Source organism: Paenibacillus sp. 2RAB27, from assembly GCF_052115445.1.
GTDB lineage: Bacteria > Bacillota > Bacilli > Paenibacillales > NBRC-103111 > Paenibacillus_E.
The window spans coordinates 118,619-145,566 of the sequence record NZ_JBFRGR010000013.1; the positions used below are offsets into that span (position 1 = coordinate 118,619).

The window sequence follows — 26,948 nt, forward strand, 5'->3', positions numbered from 1 at the left end:
AAGCGTGCCAGAGAAAACTCTCTGGCACGCTTTTTTATTAGGAGATTAACCGATCGACCCTTCCATCTCGAACTTGATGAGACGGTTCATTTCCACGGCATATTCCATCGGAAGTTCTTTGGTGAATGGCTCGATGAAGCCCATAACGATCATTTGCGTTGCTTCTGCTTCTGTAAGACCACGGCTCATGAGGTAGAACAATTGATCCTCAGATACCTTGGATACGGTCGCTTCATGCTCAAGCGTAATGTTATCGTTCAAGATTTCATTGTACGGAATTGTATCCGAAGTGGATTCGTTATCCAAGATCAACGTATCGCACTTGATGTTAGCTTTGGAACCTTGGGAGTTACGTCCGAAGGAAGCCAGACCACGGTACGTTACTTTACCGCCATGCTTGGAGATCGACTTGGAAACAATCGTTGATGTTGTATCTGGTGCCAAATGCGTCATTTTCGCGCCCGCATCTTGATGTTGTCCTTTGCCTGCAACAGCGATGGAAAGAACCATCCCTTTAGCGCCGCGGCCTTTAAGAACAACTGCTGGGTACTTCATTGTCAGCTTGGAACCGATATTACCATCAACCCACTCCATTGTAGCTCCTTCTTCTGCAACCGCCCGTTTCGTAACGAGGTTGTAGATGTTAGGTGCCCAGTTTTGGATGGTTGTGTAACGAGCGCGGGAGTTCTTCAAACAAACGATTTCTACTACAGCACTATGAAGCGAGTTCGTGCTATAGATTGGAGCTGTACAGCCCTCAACGTAATGTACGAAGCTATCTTCGTCCGTAATAATCAACGTACGCTCGAATTGCCCCATGTTCTCGGAGTTAATACGGAAGTAAGCCTGTAGAGGCACTTCACATTTCACGCCTTTTGGTACGTAGATGAAGGATCCGCCGGACCAAACTGCGCTGTTCAATGCAGCAAATTTGTTGTCAGCTGGCGGAATGATCGTTCCGAAATATTGTCTGAACAACTCTGGATATTCACGAAGAGCTGTGTCTGTATCTGTGAAGATAACACCTTGATCTTCAAGCTCTTTTTGCATGCTGTGGTAAACAACCTCAGACTCATACTGTGCAGATACACCAGCAAGGAACTTTTGCTCTGCTTCAGGGATACCAAGTTTGTCGAACGTTTCTTTAATTTCTGTAGGAACTTCTTCCCACGTTTTACCTTGCTTTTCGGATGGACGAACATAGTATTGGATATCATCGAAATCCAAATCATCCATGTTTCCGCCCCAACGCGGCATAGGCATTTTGAAGAATTGCTCAAGGGATTTCAGACGGAATTCCAACATCCATTCTGGTTCGCCTTTAATTCTTGAGATTTCTTCAACGATTTCACGAGTTAAGCCTTTACCGGATTGAAAAATGGATTTGTGCTCATCTCTAAAACCATATTTGTAATCTTCTAAATCTGGCATTTGTTTCGCCATGGTTGATTCCTCCTTAACGTTCTCTTATTTCCATATAGTTAACCTATTCCACCCGCAAATGCGTTAGTTATCGGTCTTATGAGAATGTTCAATCCCTTTGCGTAGTGCGTTCCACGCTAGAGTTGCGCATTTAATCCTCGCTGGGAATTTATTAACGCCCGACAGTGCCTCAATGTCTTCATATTCAAATTCTACAGATTCGCCCTTCATCAAGCCAGAGAAATCATCAGCCATCTTCAGTGCTTCTTCGATTGTTTTGCCTTTGACAGCATCCGTCATCATGGATGCAGAGGATAAACTAATCGAGCAGCCTTCACCTGTGAATTTCGCCATCTTAACGATTCCCTCTTCAACTTGCATCTGCAGGGAAATTTTATCTCCACAGGTTGGGTTGTTAAGGTCAATCGTAACGGACTCGCCGGACTCAAATTTCCCACGGTTGCGAGGAGTTTTATAGTGATCCATAATTACTCTACGGTATAAATCATCCAATTGCATCGCCGAAGTACTCCTTTGTTTTCAGTAAAGCCGTCACAAGACGGTCTACATCTTCTTCCGTATTATATAGATAAAAGCTTGCACGCGCTGTGCTGCTTTGTTCTAACCATCTCATAAGTGGCTGGCAGCAGTGGTGACCAGCACGAACTGCAATACCCATGGAATCCAATACGGTTGCTACGTCATGAGGATGAACATCCCCAAGGTTGAACGTTACCAGTCCTGCACGATTCGTTGTAGGCCCATATACAGCTAAGTCTGGAATCTGCATCATACGATCCAATGCGTAGTTCGTGAGCTCCACATCATGTTTAAATATATTATCCATCCCAACTTCGGTTAAGAAGTCGATGGCCGCTCCAAGCCCAACTGCTCCTGCTATCATAGGTGTTCCGCCTTCGAATTTCCACGGAAGTTCCTTCCAAGTCGACTCATACAGATCGACATGATCGATCATTTCTCCGCCAAACTCAACAGGCTCCATGTTATTCAATAAAGACTTCTTCCCATACAATGCCCCGATTCCGGTAGGGCCACACATCTTATGCCCGGATAATGCATAAAAGTCGCAATCCAAATCTTGCACATCCACTTTCATATGAGGCGTGCTTTGCGCACCATCGACCATGATTTTGGCACCATGCTTGTGGGCAATAGCGGCAATTTCCTTGATCGGGTTGATAACGCCGAGCACATTGGACACATACACAATCGAAACAATCTTAGTACGATCGGTAATGGTGTTCTCTACATCTGCAAGGGAGATAGATCCGTCTGGCTGCAGCGGAATATATTTTAAAGTGGCGCCTGATTTCTTAGCAGCTTGCTGCCAAGGGATCAGGTTACTGTGATGCTCCATCGGTGTAAGGACGATTTCATCGCCTTCACGAAGTACCGATTCAGCAAAGCTAGCTGCCACAATATTGATTGCGGTTGTTGTGCCTCTAGTGAAAATAATTTCCTGCTCACTGGCTGCGCCGATGAACTTAGCCACTTTGGCTCTAGCTCCTTCATACGCATCTGTTGCTCGGGAACCTAGGGTATGAACCCCGCGATGAACGTTCGCATTATCCCACTCGTAGTAATGCTTCAGTGCCTCAATCACCTGAATAGGCTTCTGGGAAGTAGCAGCACTATCCAAGTAAACCAGAGGATGACCGTTCACTTCTTGCTTCAGAATGGGAAAAAGTTCACGTATCTCGGCAGATATCATTGTCCTAGCTTCCTCTCCACTAAGCTTTGCAGCTGTTCTTCAACGCTCTTAACTGGAATTACGGAAACAACTGGTGCCAAGAATCCGTAAATGATTAAGCGTTGAGCTTCTTCTTTGGTAATCCCACGGGACATTAGGTAGTGAACTTGTTCTGCATTCACTTGCCCAACACTTGCAGCATGACCTGCTTTAACATCATCTTCGTCAATTAGAAGAATCGGGTTCGCGTCTCCGCGAGCTTTCGGGCTAAGCATCAGGACTTTCTCGGTTTGTTGACCGTTACAGCCTTGTGCGCCTTTTTCGATCTTCGTGATTCCGTTGATAATCGCTGTAGAGCTATCGCGCATAACTGCACGTGTAATCATATCGCTTGTAGACGCTTTGCCCCAATGAACAGCGCGAGTCGTCAAGTTTAATTTCTGTTCGTGCGTACCCACACAGATTACTTTCGCATCGGAGTCGGAGCCTTTCCCTTTGAGAATAGATGTCGTATCGGACATCGAATTCCCATAGTTCAACTCACCAATAACCCATCCAATACGGGAGTCATCTTCAAGAATCGCACGACGATACGTGAGATCTGTTACGGATGCTTCCAAGCTATGAATGGAGGAATAACTAACACGTGAACCTGGTTTTGCAAACACTTCAACGATCCCGTTCTGTACAAGATCTGCGCCCCCAACGGAAGACACGAAGTTGTCTACATACGTAACGGAACTGAATTGTTCAGCAACGATGAGAACGTGTGGTGCAAACGTAGCTTCTGCATCATCTGCAACAAACAATGCTTGAAGTGGGATATCTACAACAACGTTTTTGGGCACGTAGATGAAAATACCGCCATTCCACAACGCTGCATGCAAAGCTGTAAGTTGATTTTCATTCGCATGAACAGCTTTCATGAAGTATGGCTTAACCAAATCTCCATGCTCACGAACAGCCGTTTCAAGATCTGTGAAAATAACGCCTTGCTGTTTCAAAGCTTCGGAAACTTGATTGTACACGATACCGGAGTTCCGTTGTACAATCAGGTTTTCGTTATTCGTTAAGCCTTTGGTCACTTCTGGCAATTCATCCAGTGAACTCAAAGCTGCTTGTGATTTATAGGAACCGTAGGCGGAAATGCTCCAACGGTCGATTCTTGTTTTTTCTAGTATAGGTAATTCCAACGAATTCGCTAATGCTACCCCTTCAGTACGAAGGGCTGTCATCCACTCCGGCTCTTGCTTGCTGCGGGAGAGCTCAGTAACAGCATTAGTATCGATGGAAAGTGTTGTTTTAGTGCTCATGATTTCCTCCATTTATAAGTATCTTTGACCCTAAGATCAAAGTCTCTCATCTCCTAGTACTTCGGCCCTGGTGTGTTCATTGGAACTTTGAATTCTTCCTCGTCTTGACCAACAGTTTCATCTACAATGCCAAGTTCTTCTTTGATCCAATCGTAACCTTCCGCTTCCAAACGCTCAGCGAGTTCAGGGCCACCGGATTTCACGATGCGACCTTGCATCATAACATGTACAAAATCAGGTTTAACGTAGTTCAACAAACGTTGGTAATGCGTAATGATTAAGAATCCACGCTCTTCACTGCGCATCGCATTAACACCTTCAGCAACAATACGCAAAGCATCGATATCTAGACCGGAGTCGATTTCATCAAGGATAACGAATTTAGGCTCAAGCAAAAGCATTTGAAGAATTTCATTACGCTTTTTCTCACCGCCGGAGAAGCCTTCGTTCAAGTAACGGTGCATGAACTCAGGGTTCATTTCCAGTTGCTTCATTTTCGCTTCCATTTGACGAATAAATTTGATCAAAGAAATTTCGTTACCTTCACCGCGGCGAACATTCATTGCACTGCGCAAGAAGTCAGCATTCGTTACACCAGTGATTTCGCTTGGGTATTGCATAGCCAAGAACAAGCCAGCGCGAGCTCTTTCGTCAACAGCCATCTCAAGTACATCTTCGCCATCTAATGTAACAGAGCCCTCTGTTACTTCATATTTCGGGTGACCCATTAACGCGGATGCCAATGTACTTTTACCAGTACCGTTCGGCCCCATGATCGCGTGAATTTCGCCGCCTTTAATTTCTAKGCTAAGACCTTTCAAAATTTCCTTTCCTTCGATGGTCGCTTTCAGACCCTCTATTGTAAATGTTGATGAATTTGCCATTTTCTTTAAGCCTCCATAATGTTTGAGTGTACTAGATAGATGACAATCAAATGTAATGATTATCACTGATTCTCATTAGAATAATTCTATTATAACTTACTGTAACAAATCAAGAAAGGGCAATTCCATGAAAAAGGCGAGCTTTTTGTGAAATGCTATGTGAATTTTACGCCAAAGTACGTTTTATTTCAGCAACTTGCGCGGTAAATTCTTCCTCATTCAACACAGGGGTCATTTCGGAATCATCCGGTACCAATGCCTGCAGTTGTATCCATGATTTGCAGCCAATATAGGCCTGTTCGATCTCAATTTGGATCGGTTGGTTCAACGTATAGACCCTTAAAATCATTATATGCAGCGGGTTTTTACGTTTCCACTTCAATCGCTCTTCTGTGAAATTTTCTGTCCAAATATGAAAAGGGAATAGCTGATTCAGCTTTTCTTGGTCGCTGACTTCGATATCTTCCACCATTCGGGCAAATGTATTGATTGTTACGTGTGTATCCTGCGCGCTCCAGTTGACCAACGTTTCATCGATAATCCCGCGATACCGCTCTTTCAGCAGTTCTTTTCTCTGATGCTCATATGTTGGATAGAGAAAGAAATCATTCGATTCTACCTGGAAATCTCTTGTTTCTTCAACAATACCTCCTTTTCTCATAATAAAAATTTGCGAGCCTGCTTCTAACGCTTTTACCGCAGAGGCCCACTCCTTCAATGCTTTCCCATTCCCCATCTCGCCAACCCCTCGTTCTCCTCATTAATCTATCTATTATAAATAAACTTTGTAAGCAAAACAAATGAAGATTGACATTTTTCAGGAAAAATAAAAAGGAACAGCCCTAATAATCGGCCATTCCTTTATTTCTTTACATCCTTTTCATACGTAACCTGCATTCGGTTAAACTGATCAAGATTATGTTTCATTGGATTCGGATCATGGGTGCTGTCGGGAACATCTGCCTGATACGCAAGGAGTAGGAAAATGGTGCACACAGCAATGGCGAATATGACATTCAGAATTTTCATCCATTTCACATCCTTTGAAATCGTCTGTCTCTAGGATAATGGAGTTTCATATCGTGAATGTTTGTTCGAATTAAAGATTGTGTAAATTTCTCATCCCAGGAATGATTGCAGCATCCAGCGATGCTTTTCCAAAGAAGTTTGGATCGCCAAAAGCATATCTGATGTGGTATCGTCACTCGCTTCCTCACAAATCTGCATGCCCGCCTTCAACTCTTGCGTAAGGATCGTGAAATCTTCTATAATCGCTTCAACCATTTTCGTAGCAGTTTCTGTTCCGGATGCTTCCTTTAGCGAAGAAATCTCTAAGTAGGCTTTCATCGTAGCGGCAGGTTGACCGCCAATCGCCAGTAATCGTTCAGCCAACTCATCCACATGCAGCGCAGCTTCATTGTAGAGTTCTTCAAATTTTACATGAAGCGTAAAAAATTGATTCCCTTTTACATACCAATGAAAATTATGAAGCTTAACGAACAGTAAATTCCAGTTAGAAATTTGCTTATTAAGAACAGTTTGAATGGATTGCGTTGAAACTAATGTTGCGCTCGTCATTTAAATCCTCCTTCTTTTTGCCTAAAATCGTCCTTGTACACGCTAATTTACGTTAATCTCGCGGATTTTATGTAAAATAAACGACATTTCTGAAAAGTGTATTTCATGCGGAAACAATTTGTCTTATACTAGGTAAAGACAATTAATACTCAGTAAATTAGTTGGAATTAATTCCAATCACTTTAGAKGACGCTTACGAAGTCAGTTTTCTGACGAAAACATTTAGGAGGTTCATCCATGTCCACTTATCATCCGTTATCGGAAGTGCAAGCCATCGAATACGCACGCCTTATTCCGCAATTATTTCAACCAGGTTCTGATCTAGTCAGCCAAGAAATCGGGGATGGGAATTTAAACCTCGTATTTCGTATAACAGAAGCTGCTACAGGAAAAAGTATTATTTTGAAACAAGCTCTACCTTACGCCAAAGTTGTAGGGGAATCCTGGCCGCTGACGCTCGATCGTGCGCGTATTGAAAGCGAAGCATTGATCATTGAAGAAGGGCTCGTGCCAGACCTAGTCCCCCATGTGTACGCCTATGATGCAGACCTAGCGCTAACTGTGATGGAAGACTTAAGTGATCACGTGATTATGCGCAGAGGGTTGATTGAAGGTAACCAATACCCGCTTTTTGCTGAACATATTGGGCGCTTTCTAGCTAATACGTTATTCTTCACTTCAGATTTAGGCAAAAATCAACAAGAGAAAAAGATTCAACTTGGACGCTTCATCAACCCTGAACTTTGCAAAATCACGGAAGATTTGATCTTCGATGATCCATACCGTGATGCGGAAACAAATAATTTTGAAGCAGCTATCCGTGATGCAACGGAACAACTTTGGGCAGATAATGAGCTTCACTTCGAAGTTGCGATTCTGCGCAACAAATTTTTAACTGAGGCGCAAGCCCTGCTTCATGGCGATTTGCATACAGGGAGCATTTTCATCAAACCCGATTCTACGAAAGTGATTGACCCTGAATTCGCTTATTATGGCCCTATGGGTTTCGATATCGGAGCCGTTCTCGCCAACCTCTTGCTTAACTTTGCTGCGCAAGAAGGTTGGAGTAAGGATGAAGAAAGCCGTTCCGCTTTCCGTGCTTATTTAACACAAACCATTAAGGACGTATGGACGCACTTTGAAGAAAACTTCCGCGCCCTATGGAATGAGCACGGCGTTGACCGCGTATTTACCGCTCCGGGTTTTCAAGATTATTACATGATAAACTTGCTGCGTGATACKGTCGGATTCGCAGGAGCCAAAATGGTCCGCCGCGTAGTGGGTCTTGCCCACGTCGCCGATATCGATAAAATCGAAGATGCTGCTGCAAGAGAACGCGCTCAGCGTATGGCGTTAATGATCGGCACGGCCAGCATTCGAGCTAACCGTCAGGTAACGACGATTGATGAACTAATAGCAATCGCAACACGAGCAGCAGAAAGAGGTTTTGTACTATGACGACTACGAATGATGTAAAAGATGAAGTGCAAGGTGCTTTGCAATCCTTGCGCTGGAATGGCCAGCAGCTGGATTTGCTGGATCAACGACTGCTGCCAGAGGAGATTGTTTATTTGCCGCTGGAGACACCAATTGAGGTGTGGGAAGCGATTCGGCACTTGAAGGTTCGCGGCGCACCTGCGATTGGGATCGCCGCCGCGTACGGGGTATATCTTGGCATCCGCGGCGTGGATGCTGCGGTTGATGGGCTTCTGGAAGAAGTCCAGAAGCAAGCGGATTACCTGGCGACGTCACGTCCGACAGCGGTGAACTTGTTCTGGGCGCTCGATCGCATGCGTGCGAGAGCGGGAGCTTTGGCATCCGAGGGCGTGAGCCCGGATGCGTTCAAGGCTGCGCTTCTGACAGAAGCGCAAGTGATTCAGGCGGAGGACGAAGACACCAACCGCCGTATTGGCGAACATGCGCTCACGCTGTTCGAGGATGGGTTCGGCGTGCTGACGCACTGCAACGCCGGCGGTTTGGCTACCGCCAAGTACGGCACGGCGCTAGCGCCGTTCTACTTGGCGAAGGAGCAAGGGCTGAACATCAAAGTGTTCGCCGATGAAACACGGCCCGTGCTGCAAGGCGCGCGGCTCACGGCTTTTGAACTGCAGCAGGCAGGCGTAGACGTCACGCTGATCTGTGACAACATGGCCGGCGCGGTCATGGCGAAGGGCTGGATTCAAGCGGTCATCGTCGGAACGGACCGTGTTGCGGCGAACGGCGATGTAGCCAACAAAATCGGCACCTACAGCGTAGCTGTGCTGGCGAAGGCGCATGGCATCCCGTTCTATGTGGCAAGTCCATTGTCGACGATCGACTTGAACACGCCGACTGGCGGCGATATCCCGATCGAGGAGCGCCATGAGGACGAGATCACGCAAGGATTTGGCAAACGCACAGCACCTGTTGGCGTGAAAGTGTTCAATCCGGCGTTTGATGTGACGCCAAACGAGTATGTAACCGCGATTATCACGGAAAAAGGTATCGTTCAGGCACCTTATGGTGAAAACCTGCGTAAGCTTTTCGAATAGATCCTCGTTGGATGAACTTTAGATGGAAAAAGTCCATTTAAATTCATCAACTTCAGCTTAGATATAAGTTTAGATGGAAAAACTCCAGTTAAATTCCGGCTATCTGCTTCTTTTGCGGAGAAAGCCGAAAAATAGCTGGAGTTTTTCCAGTTATTTGGCTTAAAGTGCGAAATCGGAGCGAAATAGCTGTATGTTTTCCAGTTAGTAGGGTGCTAGCGTATGGCGGCTAGTTGGTGGGTTGCGGAGGCTGATTTGTGTGGTGATTGGAGTAGCTAGAGGGTTCAGATGTGATTGAGATGCTAGAAATAAGTTTGCTGATGTGCTAACTGCTGTTTTGAGGTGGTTGGAGTAGCTAGAGGGTCGTTGAGAATGAGGTACTGGATGTGCTAGATTGCTAATGTGCAGGAGTGCATGACTAAATTACCAAACAGAGCTGTCCAGAAGTAGATTCTCTACTTTACGGACAGCTCTGTTTGGGTTACATCGTGCTCGCGTGTTGAAGCATTGTATTCTCGCGGTAGGCATTAGGCGTTGTGCCGTGCGCCTTCTTAAATACATAGTGCAAGTAATTGCTGGACGTGAAGCCGCTGCGCTCGGCAATTTTCTCCAGCGTCAGCGTGGTTTGCAGCAGCTCGCTGCATACGAATTTAAGGCGAATCTGCTCCAAGTATTCGCTGAAGGAAACATTAGCCTTCTCCTTGAAAATCCGTTGAAGCTGCCTAGAACTAATCTGCACGCGTTCTGCAACTCCCTCCAAGGTCAGAGGACGACGGAAGTTGTCCGTAATGAATTGAACCGCCATCTGATAGCGATAGTTCTTCATATCACGGGCTGGCAGATTAACACCCTGCTGTTCCGGTTTATATGCACTAACGGTTCTTAATAGCATCTGGATGATGGACTGTTTAATAACGGTGTACTGACCTAACTGGTTGTTCCGCCAAGCTTCATAAGCGACAAGGAAGCATTTCATCGCTTCATGGCGATCCACTGCAGGCGTATGGGGCAGCTCGCTAAGCTGTCCGATACACGCTTCAGCTTCTGCCATCTCCCATTCCTCTCCCCAACCAGAGGAGGACATCGCGGAGGTTCCTGCTTCTTCCTGATCCGATAGTTTCACAATATCCACGTGGAGACATAGTTCGCCCATCGCTTCATGCTCATCCGCTTCTTGCCGATGAATGACACCAGGTGCCGTGACGTAGAGCAGTCCTTCATGGAGTGGATGTGTAATCCMATCTAGAATTACTCTCCCTTTGCCGCAAGGGATATAGTGAATCTCATATTCGGAATGTTGATGATAATTTACGATGGCTCCAGCTGGAAAGGAAGTCAGATGACAACGCAATACTCGAATTCCGTAAGCTCCCCAACGGAAGCTTAATTCCAGACGATCTAACGCCATCGGATTTTCTAGCATAGGTTCGAAGTAAAAGGGTTGACTCATAGGGGAAACACCGCTTCCTTTCCAGATGGTGAGGATTAGTTCGCCAGAGAATCCAATCGAACTTGGCTTTTGCTAGCCACGGATAGATTGGAAGCTTCCATTAGCTTCGTTAAGTCTATAGCCAATTCGATATTTTCGGTGGCTTTGGTACCATTTTGAATATGTGCTACCCATTGATCAAACGCTGTTGGCTTTGCCTCCGGTATAGATTCGTAAGCCACCCATTGTCCAGTCGCTTCTTCCAGCTTGTTCGTGCGCAGCATGACACGGCCATCTTGCTCTGAGTATAGTACGCTTCCTGCCGTGCCATGTACTTCAATAACGAAAGGCGAGAAAGCATTCACAAAGCCTGCTTCAACGATACCCAACGCACCATTCTCATATTGGAGCAATGATACGGCATTATCTTCAACTTCTCTTCCCGTCACATAGCCATAAGAAGCGCTTACAGCGACTGGTAGACCTAGCAATAGACGATTGAGATACATCGGATGACAGCCAAGATCGATGAGTGCTCCGCCACCACATTGCTCGGCATTATAGAAATGCTGCGGAAGCCAGCCATTCGGATTCGCTGTAGTCGAAATTCCGCCATTATGAGAGAGTCGTGTACGCACAAGCGTGATTTGACCTAATAACTCTTTAGCAACGATATCTTGAATAGCGAGTGTTGATGGTGAATTCAAACGCGGTAAGGAGACCGTTAAGGTCACGCCTGCTTCCTCAACTGCTGCGAGGATCTCGTTCACTTCGTGTAGCGTAGGAGCAATGACTTTCTCTGTAAAAATATGTTTACCTGCCCGTGCAGCAGCGATGATGACATCTCGGTGAAGGTTGGTTGGCGTATCTACAACAACGGCTTCGATTTCTGGATTGGCCAGTAACTCTTCAAGACTTGCGTAGAAGGCCACACCTCGTGTTTCAGCTTCTTGCTGTCCTCTTTCTGCAATCTCGTCCCAAATCGCAACGATCTCTGTATCCGGGTGCTCGTTTACCTGTTTCGCATAATCCTTTGCATGTACATGCCAGAAACTCAACATTGCTACTTTCATCCTAAATGACCTCCAAATAAGTGACTTGGGTTCATTGTATCACGGGCATGAAAGCGGATAAATTTCGAATTCGTGACAGATGAAGGTGCAAAATTACGACATGCATAGTTTTATTATCTTACACGAAGATTAGGATAGAATGTCTAGTACGTCAAGCTTTTTTAATGAAAAAAACTTCTATCGAAGTCCTTCAAGGATGAGCGACCGCGTTTCAAAGGTTGTTTTTATCGCCAATAAGAATTTGTTTTTCCATGTACCGGAAACCAATAAATTCTTATGTGGTCAGAAACTTAAAGTTGATAATTCCAACTGGAATAGTATACAATTAAATAATTATTTCTATCCTTGTAAGGAGTTGATTATGCATGTTATTTACACCCTACACCATTGCCGGCATAACCTTGAAGAACCGTATCGTCATGTCACCTATGTGTATGTATGCATCGGATGAATCCGGTGAAATCAAGGATTGGCATCATATTCATTACGCCTCACGGGCCGTTGGCCAAGTGGGACTACTTATATTTGAAGCTACAGCAGTCACTGCACAAGGACGGATTTCAACGCGGGATTTAGGAATCTGGGAGGACGCTCATATTGATGGCTTGAAGCGTGTTGTCACGTCCATCCATCATCATGGCTCTCATGCAGGCATTCAGCTTGCCCACGCAGGCAGAAAAGCCGTCCTGGATACGGCCATTATAGCCCCATCTGCCATCCCTTTCTCAGATACGTTCAAAACACCTGAGGAAGCAACACTCACGGACATTCAGGATACGATCAAAGCATTCGCTGATGCAGCTGATCGTGCCAAGCAAGCGGGTTTTGACGTTATTGAAATACATGCGGCGCATGGCTATCTCATTAATGAATTCCTATCCCCCTATTCGAATCATCGTCAAGATGTGTACGGTGGTGATCAAGAGGGACGATTCCGCTTCTTGCGTGAAACGGTTCAGGCTATTCAAACCCGGTGGGATGGTCCCCTATTTGTCCGTATCTCGGCCCATGAGTATGTAGAAGGCGGACTTACACCTCAGGATCATGTCTATTTCGCGACTCAACTCAAAGAACTTGGCGTCCATCTGATTGATGTCAGCTCCGGCGGCAATGCACCGATCGTTCCGCACTTTTTCCCAGGCTACCAAGTGCCTTTCGCCGAAGAAATTCGTACCAAAGCTGAGATTCCTGTTGGTGCCGTCGGGCTTATCACGGAACCACAGCAAGCGGAAGAGATTCTTCAGAATCACCGTGCCGATCTTATTTTTCTAGGTAGAGTGCTGTTACGAGATCCTTACTGGGCAAGATCAGCCGCCMGTGACTTACGTGTCGAGCTTGCTCCACCAGGACCTTATCAACGAGGATGGTAAAACCAAAGCCAAAACCCCACTTGGACTACAAAAGTCCAGGTGGGGTTTTGAGCCTACATTTATTTGGAAACTGGAACGGTATGGTAATATTCTTCCATCGTCAAGTTCTTCGACTGGATTTCATTTGCAATGTCTGCTCCCACATATCGCAAATGCCATGGCTCATATTGATAGCCTGTAATTGCTGCTTTTCCCTGTGGGTAGCGGATAATAAAACCATACTCACCCGCGTGCTTCTCTAACCAAATTGCTTCTTTCGTTCCACCAAAGCAATCCGCAGCTGCACATTTCCCATTGCTGCCGGTAACATCGATGGCAAGCCCTGTTTCATGCTCACTAGTTCCAGGTACCGCGCTGTAGGTTTTGGCTTTTTCTTCGCCATCCTTTTTGACGTAACTATCAAATAGGGCTTTCTGTGTGGCATACGAACGGTACGCAGAAACACCTGCTAACGGAACACCATCTTTTGCCGCTCCAGCGAATAGCTTCTCTATAGCAGTTGCTGCGACTTGGCGCATTTTCCGCTTATCAATTTTTTCGCTAAATGTAAATGCAATGTTCGGATAGACAAGATCTGTCGGCTCATAGCTGGAAGGCAACGCGTTCTGCTTATTGACCAGAGCTGTAATACTTTCCGGTTTAGCAATTACCTGAACCGCGCCATTCTTAGGTGGTGTATGACTTGCCGCGGGTGAAGCCGCTGGACTAGACGATGGTTTCGCAGTAGCAGTAGCTGCAACCGTTGACGAAGCCGTCGGTGTTGTCGTCGGTGTCGCTCCAACACTTGGTGAAACCGTTGGTTCTGTCGTTGCACCACCTGTTATTGTTGTTGGCAAAGGCGAAACCGTAGATATGACATCACTTTTATTGCCGCAACCTGCCACAATAGTTAATGCCATTAGGATGGCGATCGATATGTTCATTTTAGTTTTCGTTTTGTTAACCATGTTGTCTTTCCATTTCCCTTTCATTTCTTGTCTTCATGCCTCCTAGAAGTTCTATATGCTTTTCAAAGTAATAGACAGCTATTTAATTAAAAAAGTTTCATACCTGACGATCATTCATTCAACTTAAAAAGGCTGCATTTAGGTTGAGCTCCTAAATCGCAGCCTTCTCATATTTTATGCGGAACGGGTTAACGTTTCAAGTTTACTTTTGACTAGCATTGATCGCTTGTTCCAAATCATAAATAATATCTTCAATCGCTTCTGTTCCAACGGATAGACGAATAAGTCCAGGAGATACACCAGCTGATGCTTGTTCCTGCTCATTTAATTGCGAATGTGTCGTGCTTGCAGGATGAATAATTAAGGATTTGGAATCTCCCACATTGGCCAAATGAGAGAATAGCTCTACAGCATGTATCAGCTTTTTGCCCGCTTCGATGCCGCCTTTAATACCAAAGCTCAATATTGCGCCTTGACCCTTCGGTAAGTATTTCTTAGCCAGTGAATACGACGGGTGGCTTTCTAAACCAGCATAGCTTACCCACTCCACGGACTCATGTGCTTCTAAATATTGAGCTACCTTCAACGCATTGGAGCTGTGACGCTCAAGACGAAGATGCAGCGTTTCTAAGCCTTGTAATAATAAGAATGAACTATTCGGGGATAGGGATGCTCCCAAATCTCGTAATAATTGCACGCGTGCCTTGATAATATAGGCAATCGGACCGACCGCTTCCGTATATACAACACCATTATAACTCGGGTCTGGTGTCGTCAAACCTGGGAATTTGCCGCTTGCTGCCCAATCGAACTTCCCTCCGTCAACAATAACCCCACCGATCGTCGTACCGTGACCTCCGATAAACTTGGTCGCAGAGTGCACCACAATATCGGCGCCATGCTCAATCGGTCTAAGCAGGTACGGACTTGGGAACGTATTATCTACGATAAGCGGAATACCATTTTCATGTGCAATCGCCGCTACAGCTTCAATGTCCAAGACATCCCCTTTGGGATTGCCAATGGATTCGGCATAGATGGCTTTCGTTTTCTCCGTAATCGCAGCTCGGAAATTATCAGGATTACTAGCATCAACGAACTTCACTTTAATCCCTAATTTAGGCAATGTATTGGCAAATAAATTATAAGTCCCGCCATATAAAGCCGAAGCAGATACGATTTCATCACCAACTTCAGCAATGTTCAGAATCGAAAATGTGATGGCTGCTTGACCGGACGCCACCGCAAGCGCGGCAGGTGCACCTTCTAGTGCAGCAATACGTTGTTCAAATACATCTGTCGTTGGATTCATAATCCGTGTATAGATATTGCCAAATTCCTTCAGTGCAAATAAATTCGCAGCATGCTCGGTGTCGTTGAACACATAGGACGTCGTTTGATAGATAGGAACCGCTCGTGAATTAGTCGTGGGGTCAACCTTTTGACCTGCGTGAATCGCTAGTGTTTCTGGTAAATGTTTACGTTCCGAATTTGACATGAACATGCCTCCTAGGATAATGAGTGATTCAATGTGGGATCCACCAAAGAAATAATACTATAATAATTCCTACTAAAATAGTATGATATAAGTTTAAAGGAATAATCTACCTAAAGTCAACACAAGAATTTCCAATAGGGAAAAGCCCGCAATCGAAACGAATTTCGATTACGGGCTTTTCCTCACGTTTTGTCCTGAGGGAGTAGTATAATGCGTCCATTTTCCATTTCTACACGCATTTTATTCGTCCCCGCAGCACCAATGGATTCCAGATAATTGGCCGGAATTTGCAATCTGCCCGCTTTGTCGACGACTGCATATTCAACATGGGAATCTTCTTCCGACGAAATAATCCCCTGCTCCAGCTCCAGCAATTCTTCCTGATACGATTTGCGTCGAAGTATCTCAGAGGAAGTTTTGCCATCACGAATCGCAACGACACGGTCTACCTTCTTCGCCAGATGAGGATCGTGCGTAACGATCACGACGGTCAGACCGAAGTTGCGATTCAGCTCTCGAAACAGATCAAGGATCTGATTCGCCATCTTCGTATCGACAGATCCGGTCGGTTCGTCCGCCAGCAAAAGCCTAGGCTGATTGGCCAGTGCAATCGCGATCGCGACGCGTTGCTGCTCACCACCAGACAGCTCATTAAGTTTGTTATTTCTACGATGGCTCAAGCCTACAGCATCCAATAAATCCAGCGCACGATAGCGTTTGCGTCGCCCCTGCAGCAGAATGGGCAATTCTACATTCTCCAATGCCGTCAAATAGGGAATCAGGTTACGGGCATTATTTTGCCATACGAAGCCAACAGTTTCGCGCTTATATTTGACCAAATCGGACTCTTTAAACTTCAATAAATCTTTCCCATCCACACTCAGATTGCCAGCCGAAGGTCGATCCAGCCCTCCCAGCATGTTGAGCAGCGTTGATTTCCCACTGCCGCTATTGCCGATAATGGCCATCAACTCCCCTTCTTGAATATGAAGGTCAAGGCCTTGCAGCGCAACAACTTCAAGATCTGCTGCCTTATAAATTTTAACTAAATTCTCACAATGAATCATACCTAATCCTCCCCAAGCTTAACAGCTTGATGAATCTTAATTCTGGAGAGCATCGTGCCGAGCAGCAGCAATCCAAGCCCAATCATGATCGTAACGATCAAATATAAGTGAAGCTGATCTTTCGGTTCAAAGCTGACTTGAAAAGGTGGCACTTGGCTTGACGAATCGAACGTTAACTGGAATAAAGGAACGAATAAGCGGCTAGCCACGTTCCCTGTAATCATACCAATCAGCACGCCTGCCCCCGACGTTAGAAGCTGCTCGGCGACTAGCATTCCGATCAATTGTCTATAGGAAATTCCCATAGCACGAAGCACACCAAATTGTAAGATCTGGCCATACAACGAGAGTACCCAGTACAAAAGAAATCCAATGAAGCTGATGCCAATTGCGATCAGGAATCCAAGCGTCATAACACCATTCACTGCCAGTTGGAAGGGATCGTTCTTCGACCGAATCACCATCATATTCGTATCCACTAGCCGTGTGACTGAGATGCGCTTCTGCTCCAATGCTTCATATAAGGCTTGACTTGTCATTCCCGGCTTCAACTTTAACCACACATCATAAGGCTCTACAGCTAAATTATTTTGGATAAAAGAAAGATGGCCAATGACGAGTTTCGGTGCATTTGTTTTGCTTCCTGAACTCGATGAGGCCGTTAAGATCGGATTCGGATTCCAGCTAGGCCAATAATCAATGATGCCATAGATCACCGATGTGGCGCCTTCCACATCATTCCAGCCGATTCGAATGACATCTCCTACTTTGGCTCCCGTTTCCTCAGCGATGGACCTAGAGATCAGCACTGCTTTGGAATCCGTGGCCAAGACGTTCAGGTAGTCATAGAAATGGTGATCTAACAAATGATCACGGAACCAGGCTGTATGGCCGAAATCATCGGTATCAATCCCCATGAGTGCCGTTTTTTTCGTATCTTTGCCAATGGAAATATAGGCATCTTCTTTCTTAAATACCCTTGCCGCTGACTCTACACCGGTCAATTGTGTGAACGGCATGAACGGAGGTTCTACGTATTGGACGCGTTTCTTCCCCCCGCCTTCGCTCCCTTGCGGTTTCACTTCACTCTCGATTCCTTGCGGACCAGACTGTGGAGGTGGCGCATCATTATCCCATGCGGTTTGCAGGACGATGTCCGATCCATTCTTATACTGAATTTTCTCTTCCACATTCTTATTCATCGTTCTCGCTGCGCTCGCACTAAAAATACCCGTAGCCAATGTCATAATAATAAATAACATGATGAATTGATACTGGGTGGTTGATCTCCCCACTTGCAACAACGTTGAATATAAGTAGGGCGGCCACCATTTTCGACCGACTGCATAGATCAGCTTAATGACCCAAGGATAGATCCTGAGCAGGAAAAGCCCCATAGCGAATATGAAAAAGGCGGGGACGACGAATAAAAGTGGATCAACCTTCATGTCCAGAGAATCTAACCCTAGAGCTACCAAATCATCCATCCGTCGCTTAAAGCTTTGCAAGAGATACATGGAAACAGCCAATAAGACGACGTCTAGATATATTTTATGGACAAATGAAAGCTTATTCTTCCTCGCGAGTGTTTGTTTATGACCCACTATGCTCACTCGTGTAGCGAGTACGGCGGGAATGAGCACCATACCAACCGATGCAATTACTGCAATTAACCCGTATTGGTACGCCTCTTGACCTAGCTTTACTTCAATGGCTGCACGTTGGACGAACGACAGAAAGCCATTCGAAGCCCCCAAGACTTTCGTTAATTGCAGCCCTACAAAAGGACCGATTAACAGAGCAACTCCACCTAGTAGTATACCTTCGATCACATACCCAATCATGATCTGAGCTCGGCTTGCACCTCGGCTTCGCAGCACGGCGATTTCTGTTTTCTGCCGATCGGTAATCAAATTCGCAACCATAAATAAATAGAAAGCAAGTAAAATACAAACGGGCACATTCAATGACCATAACAGGATACGGAGCTTCTTCTCTTTCTCTCCATAGGATTGCAAAGTGAGTACCGTTGTATTACTGGATGTATACGTTTCTAAATTTCGACTAAAATAGTCATCCATTTCCTTCTGAGTCGCGATAAAGGTGTTAATTCCCTCTAACTTCAATTGATGATAATCCAAGACGATACTCCACTGTGAAAACTGATCCATAAAAGTATTGCTTTTCGTAAAATCTTGTTCAAATAAGGTAGATGGAATGAAAAATCTTGAATCCAAATCCTTCAACGTATTCGACCAATATATATCTGTGAAATCTGCTCGATCAATCACGGCAACCGGCTTAATTCGAATACTTTGCTTCGAATCATTGTCCACGATGGTGACTTCATTGCCTAATACGATTTTCTGCTTCGTCAACAACTCTGAAAATACCCAGGCCTCATAAACGCCGTTCACGAGCTTTGTGGAAGGCATAACGCCATCAACAAAACGAATATGTTTTTCCAAATCAGTCATGGCAGCGATTTCGCCATACCTGTCTACTTTGGGATCTAATTTACTTGGATCGCTAGGTGTAAGTTTAAACGTCTTCGTGGCCCGGATTATCGTAGAAAGCAGAATGGGCAAATCAAAGCGTTGACTCATATCGGTCATGAGCGCATCGGTCTCTGATAATCGTTTATCGCCTTCTTTGGATTTGGCAAAGTAAGCTTGGTTAGCTACAAGTCCTGGATACTTCTGTGTATTCGTTTGTTGAACTTCCAAGTCTTTGATCAACATACGTTGCAAAATGGCATGCGTATAAATCGGCATGGAGCTCGCAAGGGCGACAGAAATAATTAACCCTAGTAATAAACTAAGCTCTAACCAACGGTTCTTTGCCATTTTGCGGAGAATCATCAGTAATAAAGCCATTGTAATCCTCCTAAAAGTTTTGCTTTAGCAAAACTAGCATCGTGAGCATTTATCCTTCAAGTGTACTAATTATTTAAAATGACGTTCTGGCCCTCCGTTAGCCCTGTTCGGATTTCTACTTCCGTAGCGGAGACAAGCCCCTTCTCAACATCGACTTCTTTGCGGCTCTCGCCATTCAGCACTTGCACATAATCTCGACCTAGATAGGAACGGAGACCTGTTCTTGGAATAATAAGGATGTTATCACGTTTCTCTACGATGATCGTCATATCTCCAGATGCCCCGATCTCTGCGCCAGCTGTGCCTTCTGGAATTCCTACTATGATCGTTTTGGCATTTCTATCAGCTATCTGCTTATTATCGCTCCGTGGAGCACTTGAAGGGGTCTGAAGCACTTTACCTGGCACCACACTTCCATTAGATCCGAACTTCACTTCCACGTTCATCCCCACTTCAATTCCTGTAAGCGTTCCACTGTCCGGTGCTTCATAAAATAACTGCAGCTTACTCGGATCTGACACAACGACTAGCGTGCTGTAAGCATCCACCATATTTCCTTGTTGAGCTTCCGTCACGTAGGTAACGATGCCTCCGGCTTCAGCTATTAGTTTTGTTTTCGCCAATTCAGTTTGTAGATTGGTTAGCTGCAGCTGCGCTGCTTCCACATCGATAGCCTTAAGACGAATAGACCACTCTTGGTCAGACGAAGTCGAGGACATCTTAACTTGTGTATAAGCGATCTGAGCCTTCTCCAGATTTAACTTCTGCAAGGCAATTTTCGTTTCTAAATCACCCTGCTCTAGTTCTGCAAGCACATCCCCCTGCTTCACGATATCCCCTGATTTGACACGTAATCCAGCAAGTCGGTGACCCGATTCTTTAAAAAAATAATTAGTCGTTCTGCTCGATCTTAGTGTCGCCATCGCACTGACTTTCCTCGTAATGGAGCCTTTCTTCACTTCATACAGCTCAAAGTTTTCTTTGACTGGCTTTACCAGAGGCGGCTTCAACGCTTCTTCTTCTTTGGGCAGCAACGAGCAGCCAGCAAGTATGAGAAGAGCACCTGATAGCAGCACAAGCCTTGATGCGATTTTATTAACCTTCATCGACAATGGAACCATCCTCCAATGCATAAACTTCATCTACAATTTCCATAATCGCCAAATCATGCGTAGTCAAAATTATGGTCATCCCTTCCTTCACTAAATCCTTGAATAGTTTGAGAATCTGAAGCCCCATTCGACTATCTAACTCCGCCGTAGGCTCATCTGCCAGAATCAGCTTAGGCTTATGAGCAATCGCTCTTGCTATGGCAACTCGCTGTTGTTCTCCGCCAGATAGTTCATAGGGTCGATGTTTCATTCTCGCCTTTAACCCCACGAATTGCAGTGCCTCTTCAGCAAGCGTCCTGTATTGACTGGGAGGTACACCCGATATACGCAGACCAAACTCAACATTTTCGTAAGCGGACATATACGGCACTAAGGCAAACGATTGGAAAATAAGCCCGATTTGCTTCCGTCTAAGTTCATTTCGCTTGGATTCAGAGAGTGTGCTGATCTCCATCCCTTCCAAGTAAACGGCACCTTCGGACGGATGATCCAATGCGCCTATGATGTTAAGTAACGTTGTTTTCCCTGAACCGGATCTTCCACGCAAGGCTACGAGTCTGCCTCTGGGAATCGAGAGATTCGCTCCGCGCAAGGCATGAACCGAACCGGACCCCTTTCCAAATACACGTGTTACACCAATGGCTTGCACCATAGGAACCTGATTGTCCTGCATAGTCAAAGTGAACACCCCATCTTTACGCTAATCCTGCATCTTCTCTATAAATGTAAACCTTTACATAACAAATAAACAGACTGCCTTTGTTGGAAAAGGTGTCTGTTTGTTCGTTTTTGTGAGACCATACTAACTAAGTGGACATTTCGTAACGGTTTAATTCGGCTTCTCGAACTCTTTCGGTGAACAACCGACAACACGCTTGAACGTTTTGGCAAATGTTTTGGCATCAGGAAAGCCTACGGCGTCCGCTACTTCATATACTTTCATTTCGCCCGCACGCAGCCTCCGCTTCGCTTCCTCCATTCGAATTCGAGTCAGCGTTTCACTCAGAGATTCTCCGATTTCCTTACTATATAAATCACTTAAATAGCTGCGGCTAAGCCTGACATGATCAGCCATATCCGATGTACTGATCGGTGAGGCATAATTCTCTCGCATATACGTGAGTACCTTCCGGATAAACGGATTGGCGGAGCGATGCTTCTGATCGTTCCCAAGCGCCATTTGATGCTCGCTGAGCGTGCTCATCGCTTGCAGAAGAAACAGCTGCACCTGTTCAAAGCTGGCGAATTGCTGAAGTGCTTTGTTATGTACAAACAACTCTTCATAGCGATCTATCTCCGCATAGCCGCGTTCACGAGCATAACCCGCGGCTAGCGCAAGCAGCTCTTGGATAAAAGGCAGCACCCGCTCCTTCTCAGGGCGCTGCTCCCTCAGTCTCGCGCAGAGAACGTCCGCGTGATGCAGATACCCTTCGCTGTTATCGTGCACGATACAGCGCAGCAGGTCGCTGCGTATGTCATACGGCAGCGCTGCAGTTGGCTTGCTTGCGGCCTCCGGCGCAAGCACAATTCGGCGATTCCGGCTCATGCCGTAGAATCGCTCGTGCAGCTGCTGCGCATGAAGCGCCGCAGCAGGCTGCACATCTTGGAGCCGGCGGAGGACGACGCCGGCTCCAATGAACCAGTCCGGCGCGTCTGCTAGCCGGACCTGCGCAGCGCGCTCGAGCGCTGCGGCAGCGGCGAGAGCGCCGCCGTCTGTGGCTGCTGCTGCCGGCATGAGCAGCAGCACGCTGTCCGCGGCCAGCGGCAGCGCCGCGAGGCAGCCGGTCCAGCGCCAGCCCGTGGCAGCGGCGCTGGCACCGGTGTGCAGCAGCAGGCTGACTAGGCTGCTAGCTGCATCTGCCCTTGAACTGCCTGCTGCTGCGCCGAACAGTTCAGCCTGCAGCTCTGCTTCGCCCACTCCCGACTGCAGATAGGCCTGCAGTCGGGTCGATAGCTGCATCTGCAGGGTGGAGGCAAGCTCCAGCTCTCGCAGCCCCTGCTCCCTTCGCTCATTTCGCTGTATTTCCAGATCGCGCTTAACGCCAACCAAGATGTCCATTAACGACTCGGGCTCCATCGTTGGTTTCAGAATATAGTCTTTGGCTCCCAGCTTCATCGCTTCTTTGACATAAGTGAAGTCATCCATACAGCTCAGGACAACGCTGCTGATCGGTCTTGAACATTCTTTGAGCTTTCGTATTAAAGCTAAGCCATCCATTCGAGGCATAATGAGATCAGTTATGACGATATCGATATGTAAGGCATCAATAAGCTCATATGCTTCCATGCCATCCTCTGCATCACCCGCATAAGTAAAGCCAAAATGTTCCCAATCTACCAACTCTCGCAAACCTTGCCGAATGATAGGTTCATCATCCACCACAAGCACATTCATGTACGCTTCACTCCTCACCTTGATGAATGGGAAGAAACATGCGAACCGTGGTTCCTTCTCCGGGTTTACTGCTAATATGCATTTTGTACTCGGGTCCATAGATCAGCTTTATTTTCTCTCGAATATGTGAAATCCCCACACCGCTCATGCGCTCCTTCAACATACGATCAGCCTGCGCACCTCCAGTTCCAGTTGCAGCCATCGCATTCCACGCTGAGCCGCCCTCTTCGACCTGCATACCTACCCCATTATCTTCCACTTGGCAAAATAATAGATCACGATCTAACCATGTCCGAATCGTAATCATGCCTTCACGCTTGGTTGGACCAATGCCGTGAATGATCGCGTTCTCCACCAACGGTTGTAAGAGCATCCTGGGAACTAAACAACCTAATGTGATGTCATCTACTTGCATATCCATCTGAATGCGATCCCCATAACGAAATCGTTGAATTTCCATGTAATCATGCGTTAAACCAATTTCATCACGTAAGGTGATAAAGTCCCCTTTTTTACCTAAGCTAGCTTGCAAAAGTCGAACTAACGCGCTAACTACCTCTGAGATCTGAGGTGTCTTATGGATTTTGGCCACCCATTTGATCGTATTCAATGTATTGTATAGAAAGTGGGGATTCAATTGATAATGGAGTGCTTCCATTTCCGCTTCTTTCTTCAGGGATTCCTCCCGCTTCACCTGCTTAATTAAATCTTCCAATCGATTCAACATCTGATTGTAGCTCTCGCCCACTTGCGTCCAGTCATCCGAACTTTTGAACGTCCAATAAGCCCTCAGATCGCCTCGCTCTGCACGATTCATTAATGCTTTCAGAACATAAAGCGGCTTCGTCACAGCGTTGATAAAGAGAAGCAACCCACCTAGGCTAAGTGCGATTACGAAAGTGATGAGGGCGATGAGCCAAGTACGGTAATTAGGAAATACATCTAGAAGGCCTACTGGCATAGGAGCTTCATAATACGATAACCACGGAATATTTCCGGTTACCTCCATTTGTTTCACTGAATGAATCATCTTCCCATCCCTATACACGCTGTCAACTGGTGTGTCTGCTCCTTGCAGCAAATCCCCAGTGTAAACACCTTCTCGATACAGCACCCGTTGATCTGGATCCATCAATACATAGGTATGTGTTGGACTCTTTACTGTGAACTCCTTCCAAACCTTGTTCATATTCATCCAAACTGTAAGCTTACCAAGTTCTTGCGTACTTGAACTGTCTATAATTGACTCCGAATAGGTCATTAGATAGGCGTTATTACGACTTGATTCTTCTCCTAACGGCTCAAAACGTTTGTTCGTACGTTTCACTTGTGCAACGAATGCTCCATCCGTTTCCCCAGTATGCGCACATAACGTTCTATTGGTTGACTGAACGGTCAGACATGCCTGCTCGATATAACGTGTATGCATCGTTTGCTCGGATAACAAGTTATTCACATAGGTACTCAGTTCTTTGGCAGTCTGTGAAGAAGTATCGTTGAGTTTCGTATAAGAAATTAGGCCGTAGTCCGCTGCGTGTCGATGTGCCATCTCCGCTGTATAGCGTAATTCTTGCTGTAATCCTGTGATGATTTGATCATGTTGTACATCCACGGCATGCATGACCGTTTTGTCCATGTAAGCTGTGAACTGCTGATAGCCCACATACAGCACAAGTCCTAGTGGCAAGGAAACCGCCAGAAATACATAGAGAAACACACGAAGTTGGAATCGATTCGTGAGGTGAGAGAACAACGATGGCATATGTCACCTTTCATTTGCGAATGGATAGTTATCTGAATGAACTTATTTTCTATCATAGCATATTGGAAATTTTTGTAGCTTCATTTTTTTTGTTTAAAATGCGGGGAAATCCCCCTATTTTCTTGCTTATTTAGAGCATTCAGTCTACAATACTTCCATCAATTGAAATCGTTATCATTCAACTTAAGGATTGGGTACGTAATGGGCAAACTAAGAGCTTTCAAAAATAGCATTTTCGGACGGTTATTCCTTACATTCATCCTGCTTAGTATCATACCCATGAGTGCAATTGGCTTGGTGTCCTTCAAGGTATCCGAGAGGCTTCTTGATGCCCAAGTTAGTCGGTCCAATACGGATACACTGGAACAAATGGATAAAAACATCAACGTCCTGCTTGACCAAGTTACAGCTATCGTTAACATTTACAATATGAATAATGAGCTTGAAGCTAATCTTACGAAAACGTATACCAATATTTACGAGCAGCTGCTAGATCAAGCCAAAGTAGAAAATAGCATGCTGCGGTATTCCTTCGCCTTCGATTGGCTCAATTTCCAATCCTTTTTGATCGGTCAAAATGGCTTAATCTATACCCAGAATTATCAGAATAACATTGTCGATCCAACTAGATTACTCAGTTACAATTGGAAGGAATTATTAGCTGCATCGCCTGACCGTATAACCTGGTTAAGCACTCATAAAAGCTTCTTAAAAAACAATGAAGATAGCAATGTGTTCACAGCTGCCAAATTACTTCAAACGGATAACACTAATAAATCGTATGGTGTATTCGTGCTTAGCGTCAAAGAGACTAGCTTATACAACATTTATAAGGGATTATTAAGTGAAGGCAAAGACATCTTTATCGTTGATGAGAACATGAATATTATTTCCAATAGCACTCGTGGCCTAGTTGGCAGCAAGCTTGCGGATGATCCCAATTTGGAGAAGTTGACTGCAAATAAGGAAAATTACAATGTCTCCATGATCAATAACCAGAAATACCTTACGCTTTACAAAAAAGTAAACCGAATGAATTGGTATATTGTTGAACGAATTCCTATGACTTTAATTTATAAAGATATTGATGTGCTGAAATCCAAAATATTTTACATCGCATTTATCTGCATTCTGCTGTCCCTCATTGCCGCTGTATTAATCTCACGCACATTTTCCTTGCCGCTGCGCAAGTTGTCTAGGCGGATACAAAGCTATGTGCTCAAAGGCAATGTGCAAACGGTCAAAGTAAATGCTCCAGTGAATGAGATGAATCTATTAGCAACGGAATATGATAAGATGATTCACAAACTAGAGAGCACCATTAGCGAATTAGTCAAAAATCAAGAAGAGAAACGTGTGGCGGAGCTCCAAGCTCTGCAGATGCAAATTAATCCGCATTTTTTATACAATACACTCAATTCTATTAAATGCCTTGTCTGGGTACAGAAAACACATCTCATTGAACCGACGATCAATGCGCTCGTCAATCTGCTAGAGCACACCATCAATCGCAGTCATGAGTACATTAGCATCAAAGATGAAGTCGAGAATATGGACCATTACATCTATATCCAGCAAATTAGAACGTCTAATCCGATTACGATGCATTACCATATTGATGAAGAGCTTTTGTCGTATAAACTGCCTAAGCTGCTCTTACAACCTATCATTGAAAATGCGATTTTCCATGGGCTTGAACCTAATTCGTCCGAGGGAACGATCTCGGTCTATGGCTCTCGCTATCGGGATGGTATACGTATTGAAATTATCGATAACGGCGTAGGCATGACAGAACAAGAAATCGAATCCATTTGGGATGATTCAGGTGAACGAGCTCATTCACGTTTCAGTGGTATTGGCGTTCGGAATGTGGATGAGCGTTTGAAATTAAATTTTGGCAGACTATACGGTTTAACGATCACTAGTCAACCTGGTAAGGGCACCTCAGTAGCCCTGACACTTCCTATCGTACTCTAATGTAAT

General features: G+C 45.4%; 22 protein-coding genes. 4 read left to right on the plus strand and 18 right to left on the minus strand.

Going from position 1 to position 26,948, the window contains the following annotated elements:
- Positions 1-45: 45 nt before the first annotated feature.
- The 8 genes from sufB to AB4114_RS18850 all read right to left on the minus strand — a co-directional run bounded on the left by sufB (position 46) and on the right by AB4114_RS18850 (position 6,908).
- Complete coding sequence (gene sufB / locus AB4114_RS18815) at positions 46-1,443, minus strand: Fe-S cluster assembly protein SufB (RefSeq protein ID WP_056624188.1); 1,398 nt, start codon at positions 1,441-1,443, stop codon at positions 46-48.
- A gap of 63 nt (positions 1,444-1,506) precedes the next feature.
- Entirely contained in the window at positions 1,507-1,941 is a 435-nt protein-coding gene (gene sufU / locus AB4114_RS18820; protein ID WP_057310356.1) for a Fe-S cluster assembly sulfur transfer protein SufU, read from the minus strand.
- On the minus strand, positions 1,928-3,154 hold the full coding sequence (locus AB4114_RS18825; RefSeq protein ID WP_441989856.1) for a cysteine desulfurase: 1,227 nt from the start codon (positions 3,152-3,154) through the stop codon (positions 1,928-1,930). Before AB4114_RS18825 ends, sufU begins: the two co-directional genes overlap by 14 nt.
- Positions 3,151-4,446: a Fe-S cluster assembly protein SufD gene (gene sufD, locus AB4114_RS18830; protein WP_441989857.1), complete on the minus strand. Its 1,296-nt coding sequence runs from the start codon at positions 4,444-4,446 to the stop codon at positions 3,151-3,153. Before sufD ends, AB4114_RS18825 begins: the two co-directional genes overlap by 4 nt.
- A 53-nt stretch (positions 4,447-4,499) precedes the next feature.
- Positions 4,500-5,330 carry a Fe-S cluster assembly ATPase SufC gene (gene sufC / locus AB4114_RS18835; RefSeq protein WP_441989858.1) on the minus strand — a complete coding sequence of 277 codons (831 nt, stop codon included), beginning with the start codon at positions 5,328-5,330 and terminating at the stop codon, positions 4,500-4,502.
- A gap of 166 nt (positions 5,331-5,496) precedes the next feature.
- Entirely contained in the window at positions 5,497-6,066 is a 570-nt protein-coding gene (locus AB4114_RS18840) for a DUF1802 family protein (RefSeq protein ID WP_441989859.1), read from the minus strand.
- A 125-nt stretch (positions 6,067-6,191) separates the two neighbouring features.
- Entirely contained in the window at positions 6,192-6,359 is a 168-nt protein-coding gene (locus AB4114_RS18845) for a hypothetical protein (RefSeq protein WP_441989860.1), read from the minus strand.
- Positions 6,360-6,449: 90 nt separating this feature from the next.
- Positions 6,450-6,908: a Dps family protein gene (locus tag AB4114_RS18850; protein WP_441989861.1), complete on the minus strand. Its 459-nt coding sequence runs from the start codon at positions 6,906-6,908 to the stop codon at positions 6,450-6,452.
- A gap of 237 nt (positions 6,909-7,145) precedes the next feature.
- On the opposite strand from AB4114_RS18850, the gene mtnK reads away from it, so the two are divergent.
- Both mtnK and mtnA read left to right on the plus strand, forming a co-directional pair.
- Positions 7,146-8,366 carry an S-methyl-5-thioribose kinase gene (mtnK, locus tag AB4114_RS18855; protein ID WP_441989862.1) on the plus strand — a complete coding sequence of 407 codons (1,221 nt, stop codon included), beginning with the start codon at positions 7,146-7,148 and terminating at the stop codon, positions 8,364-8,366.
- Entirely contained in the window at positions 8,363-9,439 is a 1,077-nt protein-coding gene (mtnA, locus tag AB4114_RS18860) for an S-methyl-5-thioribose-1-phosphate isomerase (RefSeq protein ID WP_441989863.1), read from the plus strand. The genes mtnK and mtnA overlap by 4 nt, the downstream gene beginning before the upstream one ends.
- A gap of 478 nt (positions 9,440-9,917) precedes the next feature.
- Here mtnA and AB4114_RS18865 read toward each other — a convergent pair whose 3' ends face one another.
- Both AB4114_RS18865 and AB4114_RS18870 read right to left on the minus strand, forming a co-directional pair.
- Positions 9,918-10,886: a helix-turn-helix domain-containing protein gene (locus AB4114_RS18865; protein WP_441989864.1), complete on the minus strand. Its 969-nt coding sequence runs from the start codon at positions 10,884-10,886 to the stop codon at positions 9,918-9,920.
- Positions 10,887-10,921: 35 nt separating this feature from the next.
- Entirely contained in the window at positions 10,922-11,938 is a 1,017-nt protein-coding gene (locus tag AB4114_RS18870; RefSeq protein WP_441989865.1) for a Gfo/Idh/MocA family protein, read from the minus strand.
- A gap of 365 nt (positions 11,939-12,303) precedes the next feature.
- Between AB4114_RS18870 and namA the strand changes: the two genes are divergently transcribed.
- A complete protein-coding gene (namA, locus tag AB4114_RS18875; protein ID WP_441989866.1) occupies positions 12,304-13,308 on the plus strand; it encodes an NADPH dehydrogenase NamA in 1,005 nt (334 codons plus the stop codon).
- A gap of 59 nt (positions 13,309-13,367) precedes the next feature.
- On the opposite strand, the gene AB4114_RS18880 is transcribed toward namA, so the two are convergent.
- The 8 genes from AB4114_RS18880 to AB4114_RS18915 all read right to left on the minus strand — a co-directional run bounded on the left by AB4114_RS18880 (position 13,368) and on the right by AB4114_RS18915 (position 24,965).
- Positions 13,368-14,279, minus strand: coding sequence for a M15 family metallopeptidase (locus tag AB4114_RS18880; RefSeq protein ID WP_441989867.1), 912 nt, complete (start codon positions 14,277-14,279; stop codon positions 13,368-13,370).
- Between the two features lie 178 nt (positions 14,280-14,457).
- Positions 14,458-15,753 carry a homocysteine synthase gene (locus AB4114_RS18885; RefSeq protein WP_441989868.1) on the minus strand — a complete coding sequence of 432 codons (1,296 nt, stop codon included), beginning with the start codon at positions 15,751-15,753 and terminating at the stop codon, positions 14,458-14,460.
- A 182-nt stretch (positions 15,754-15,935) separates the two neighbouring features.
- Complete coding sequence (locus tag AB4114_RS18890) at positions 15,936-16,820, minus strand: ABC transporter ATP-binding protein (protein ID WP_441989869.1); 885 nt, start codon at positions 16,818-16,820, stop codon at positions 15,936-15,938.
- A gap of 2 nt (positions 16,821-16,822) precedes the next feature.
- The gene (locus tag AB4114_RS18895) at positions 16,823-19,696 is read right to left on the minus strand and encodes an FtsX-like permease family protein (protein ID WP_441989870.1); all 2,874 of its coding nucleotides are present in this window, start codon (positions 19,694-19,696) and stop codon (positions 16,823-16,825) included.
- 65 nt (positions 19,697-19,761) lie between these two features.
- Positions 19,762-20,802, minus strand: coding sequence for an efflux RND transporter periplasmic adaptor subunit (locus AB4114_RS18900; RefSeq protein ID WP_441989871.1), 1,041 nt, complete (start codon positions 20,800-20,802; stop codon positions 19,762-19,764).
- A complete protein-coding gene (locus AB4114_RS18905; RefSeq protein WP_441989872.1) occupies positions 20,792-21,481 on the minus strand; it encodes an ABC transporter ATP-binding protein in 690 nt (229 codons plus the stop codon). The genes AB4114_RS18900 and AB4114_RS18905 overlap by 11 nt, the downstream gene beginning before the upstream one ends.
- A 156-nt stretch (positions 21,482-21,637) precedes the next feature.
- Positions 21,638-23,203 carry a response regulator transcription factor gene (locus tag AB4114_RS18910; protein ID WP_441989873.1) on the minus strand — a complete coding sequence of 522 codons (1,566 nt, stop codon included), beginning with the start codon at positions 23,201-23,203 and terminating at the stop codon, positions 21,638-21,640.
- A gap of 7 nt (positions 23,204-23,210) precedes the next feature.
- Positions 23,211-24,965, minus strand: a complete 1,755-nt coding sequence (locus AB4114_RS18915; RefSeq protein ID WP_441989874.1) for a sensor histidine kinase — start codon at positions 24,963-24,965, stop codon at positions 23,211-23,213.
- A 201-nt stretch (positions 24,966-25,166) separates the two neighbouring features.
- Here AB4114_RS18915 and AB4114_RS18920 point away from each other — a divergent pair, with 201 nt between their 5' ends.
- A complete protein-coding gene (locus AB4114_RS18920; RefSeq protein WP_441989875.1) occupies positions 25,167-26,942 on the plus strand; it encodes a sensor histidine kinase in 1,776 nt (591 codons plus the stop codon).
- Positions 26,943-26,948 lie beyond the last annotated feature (6 nt).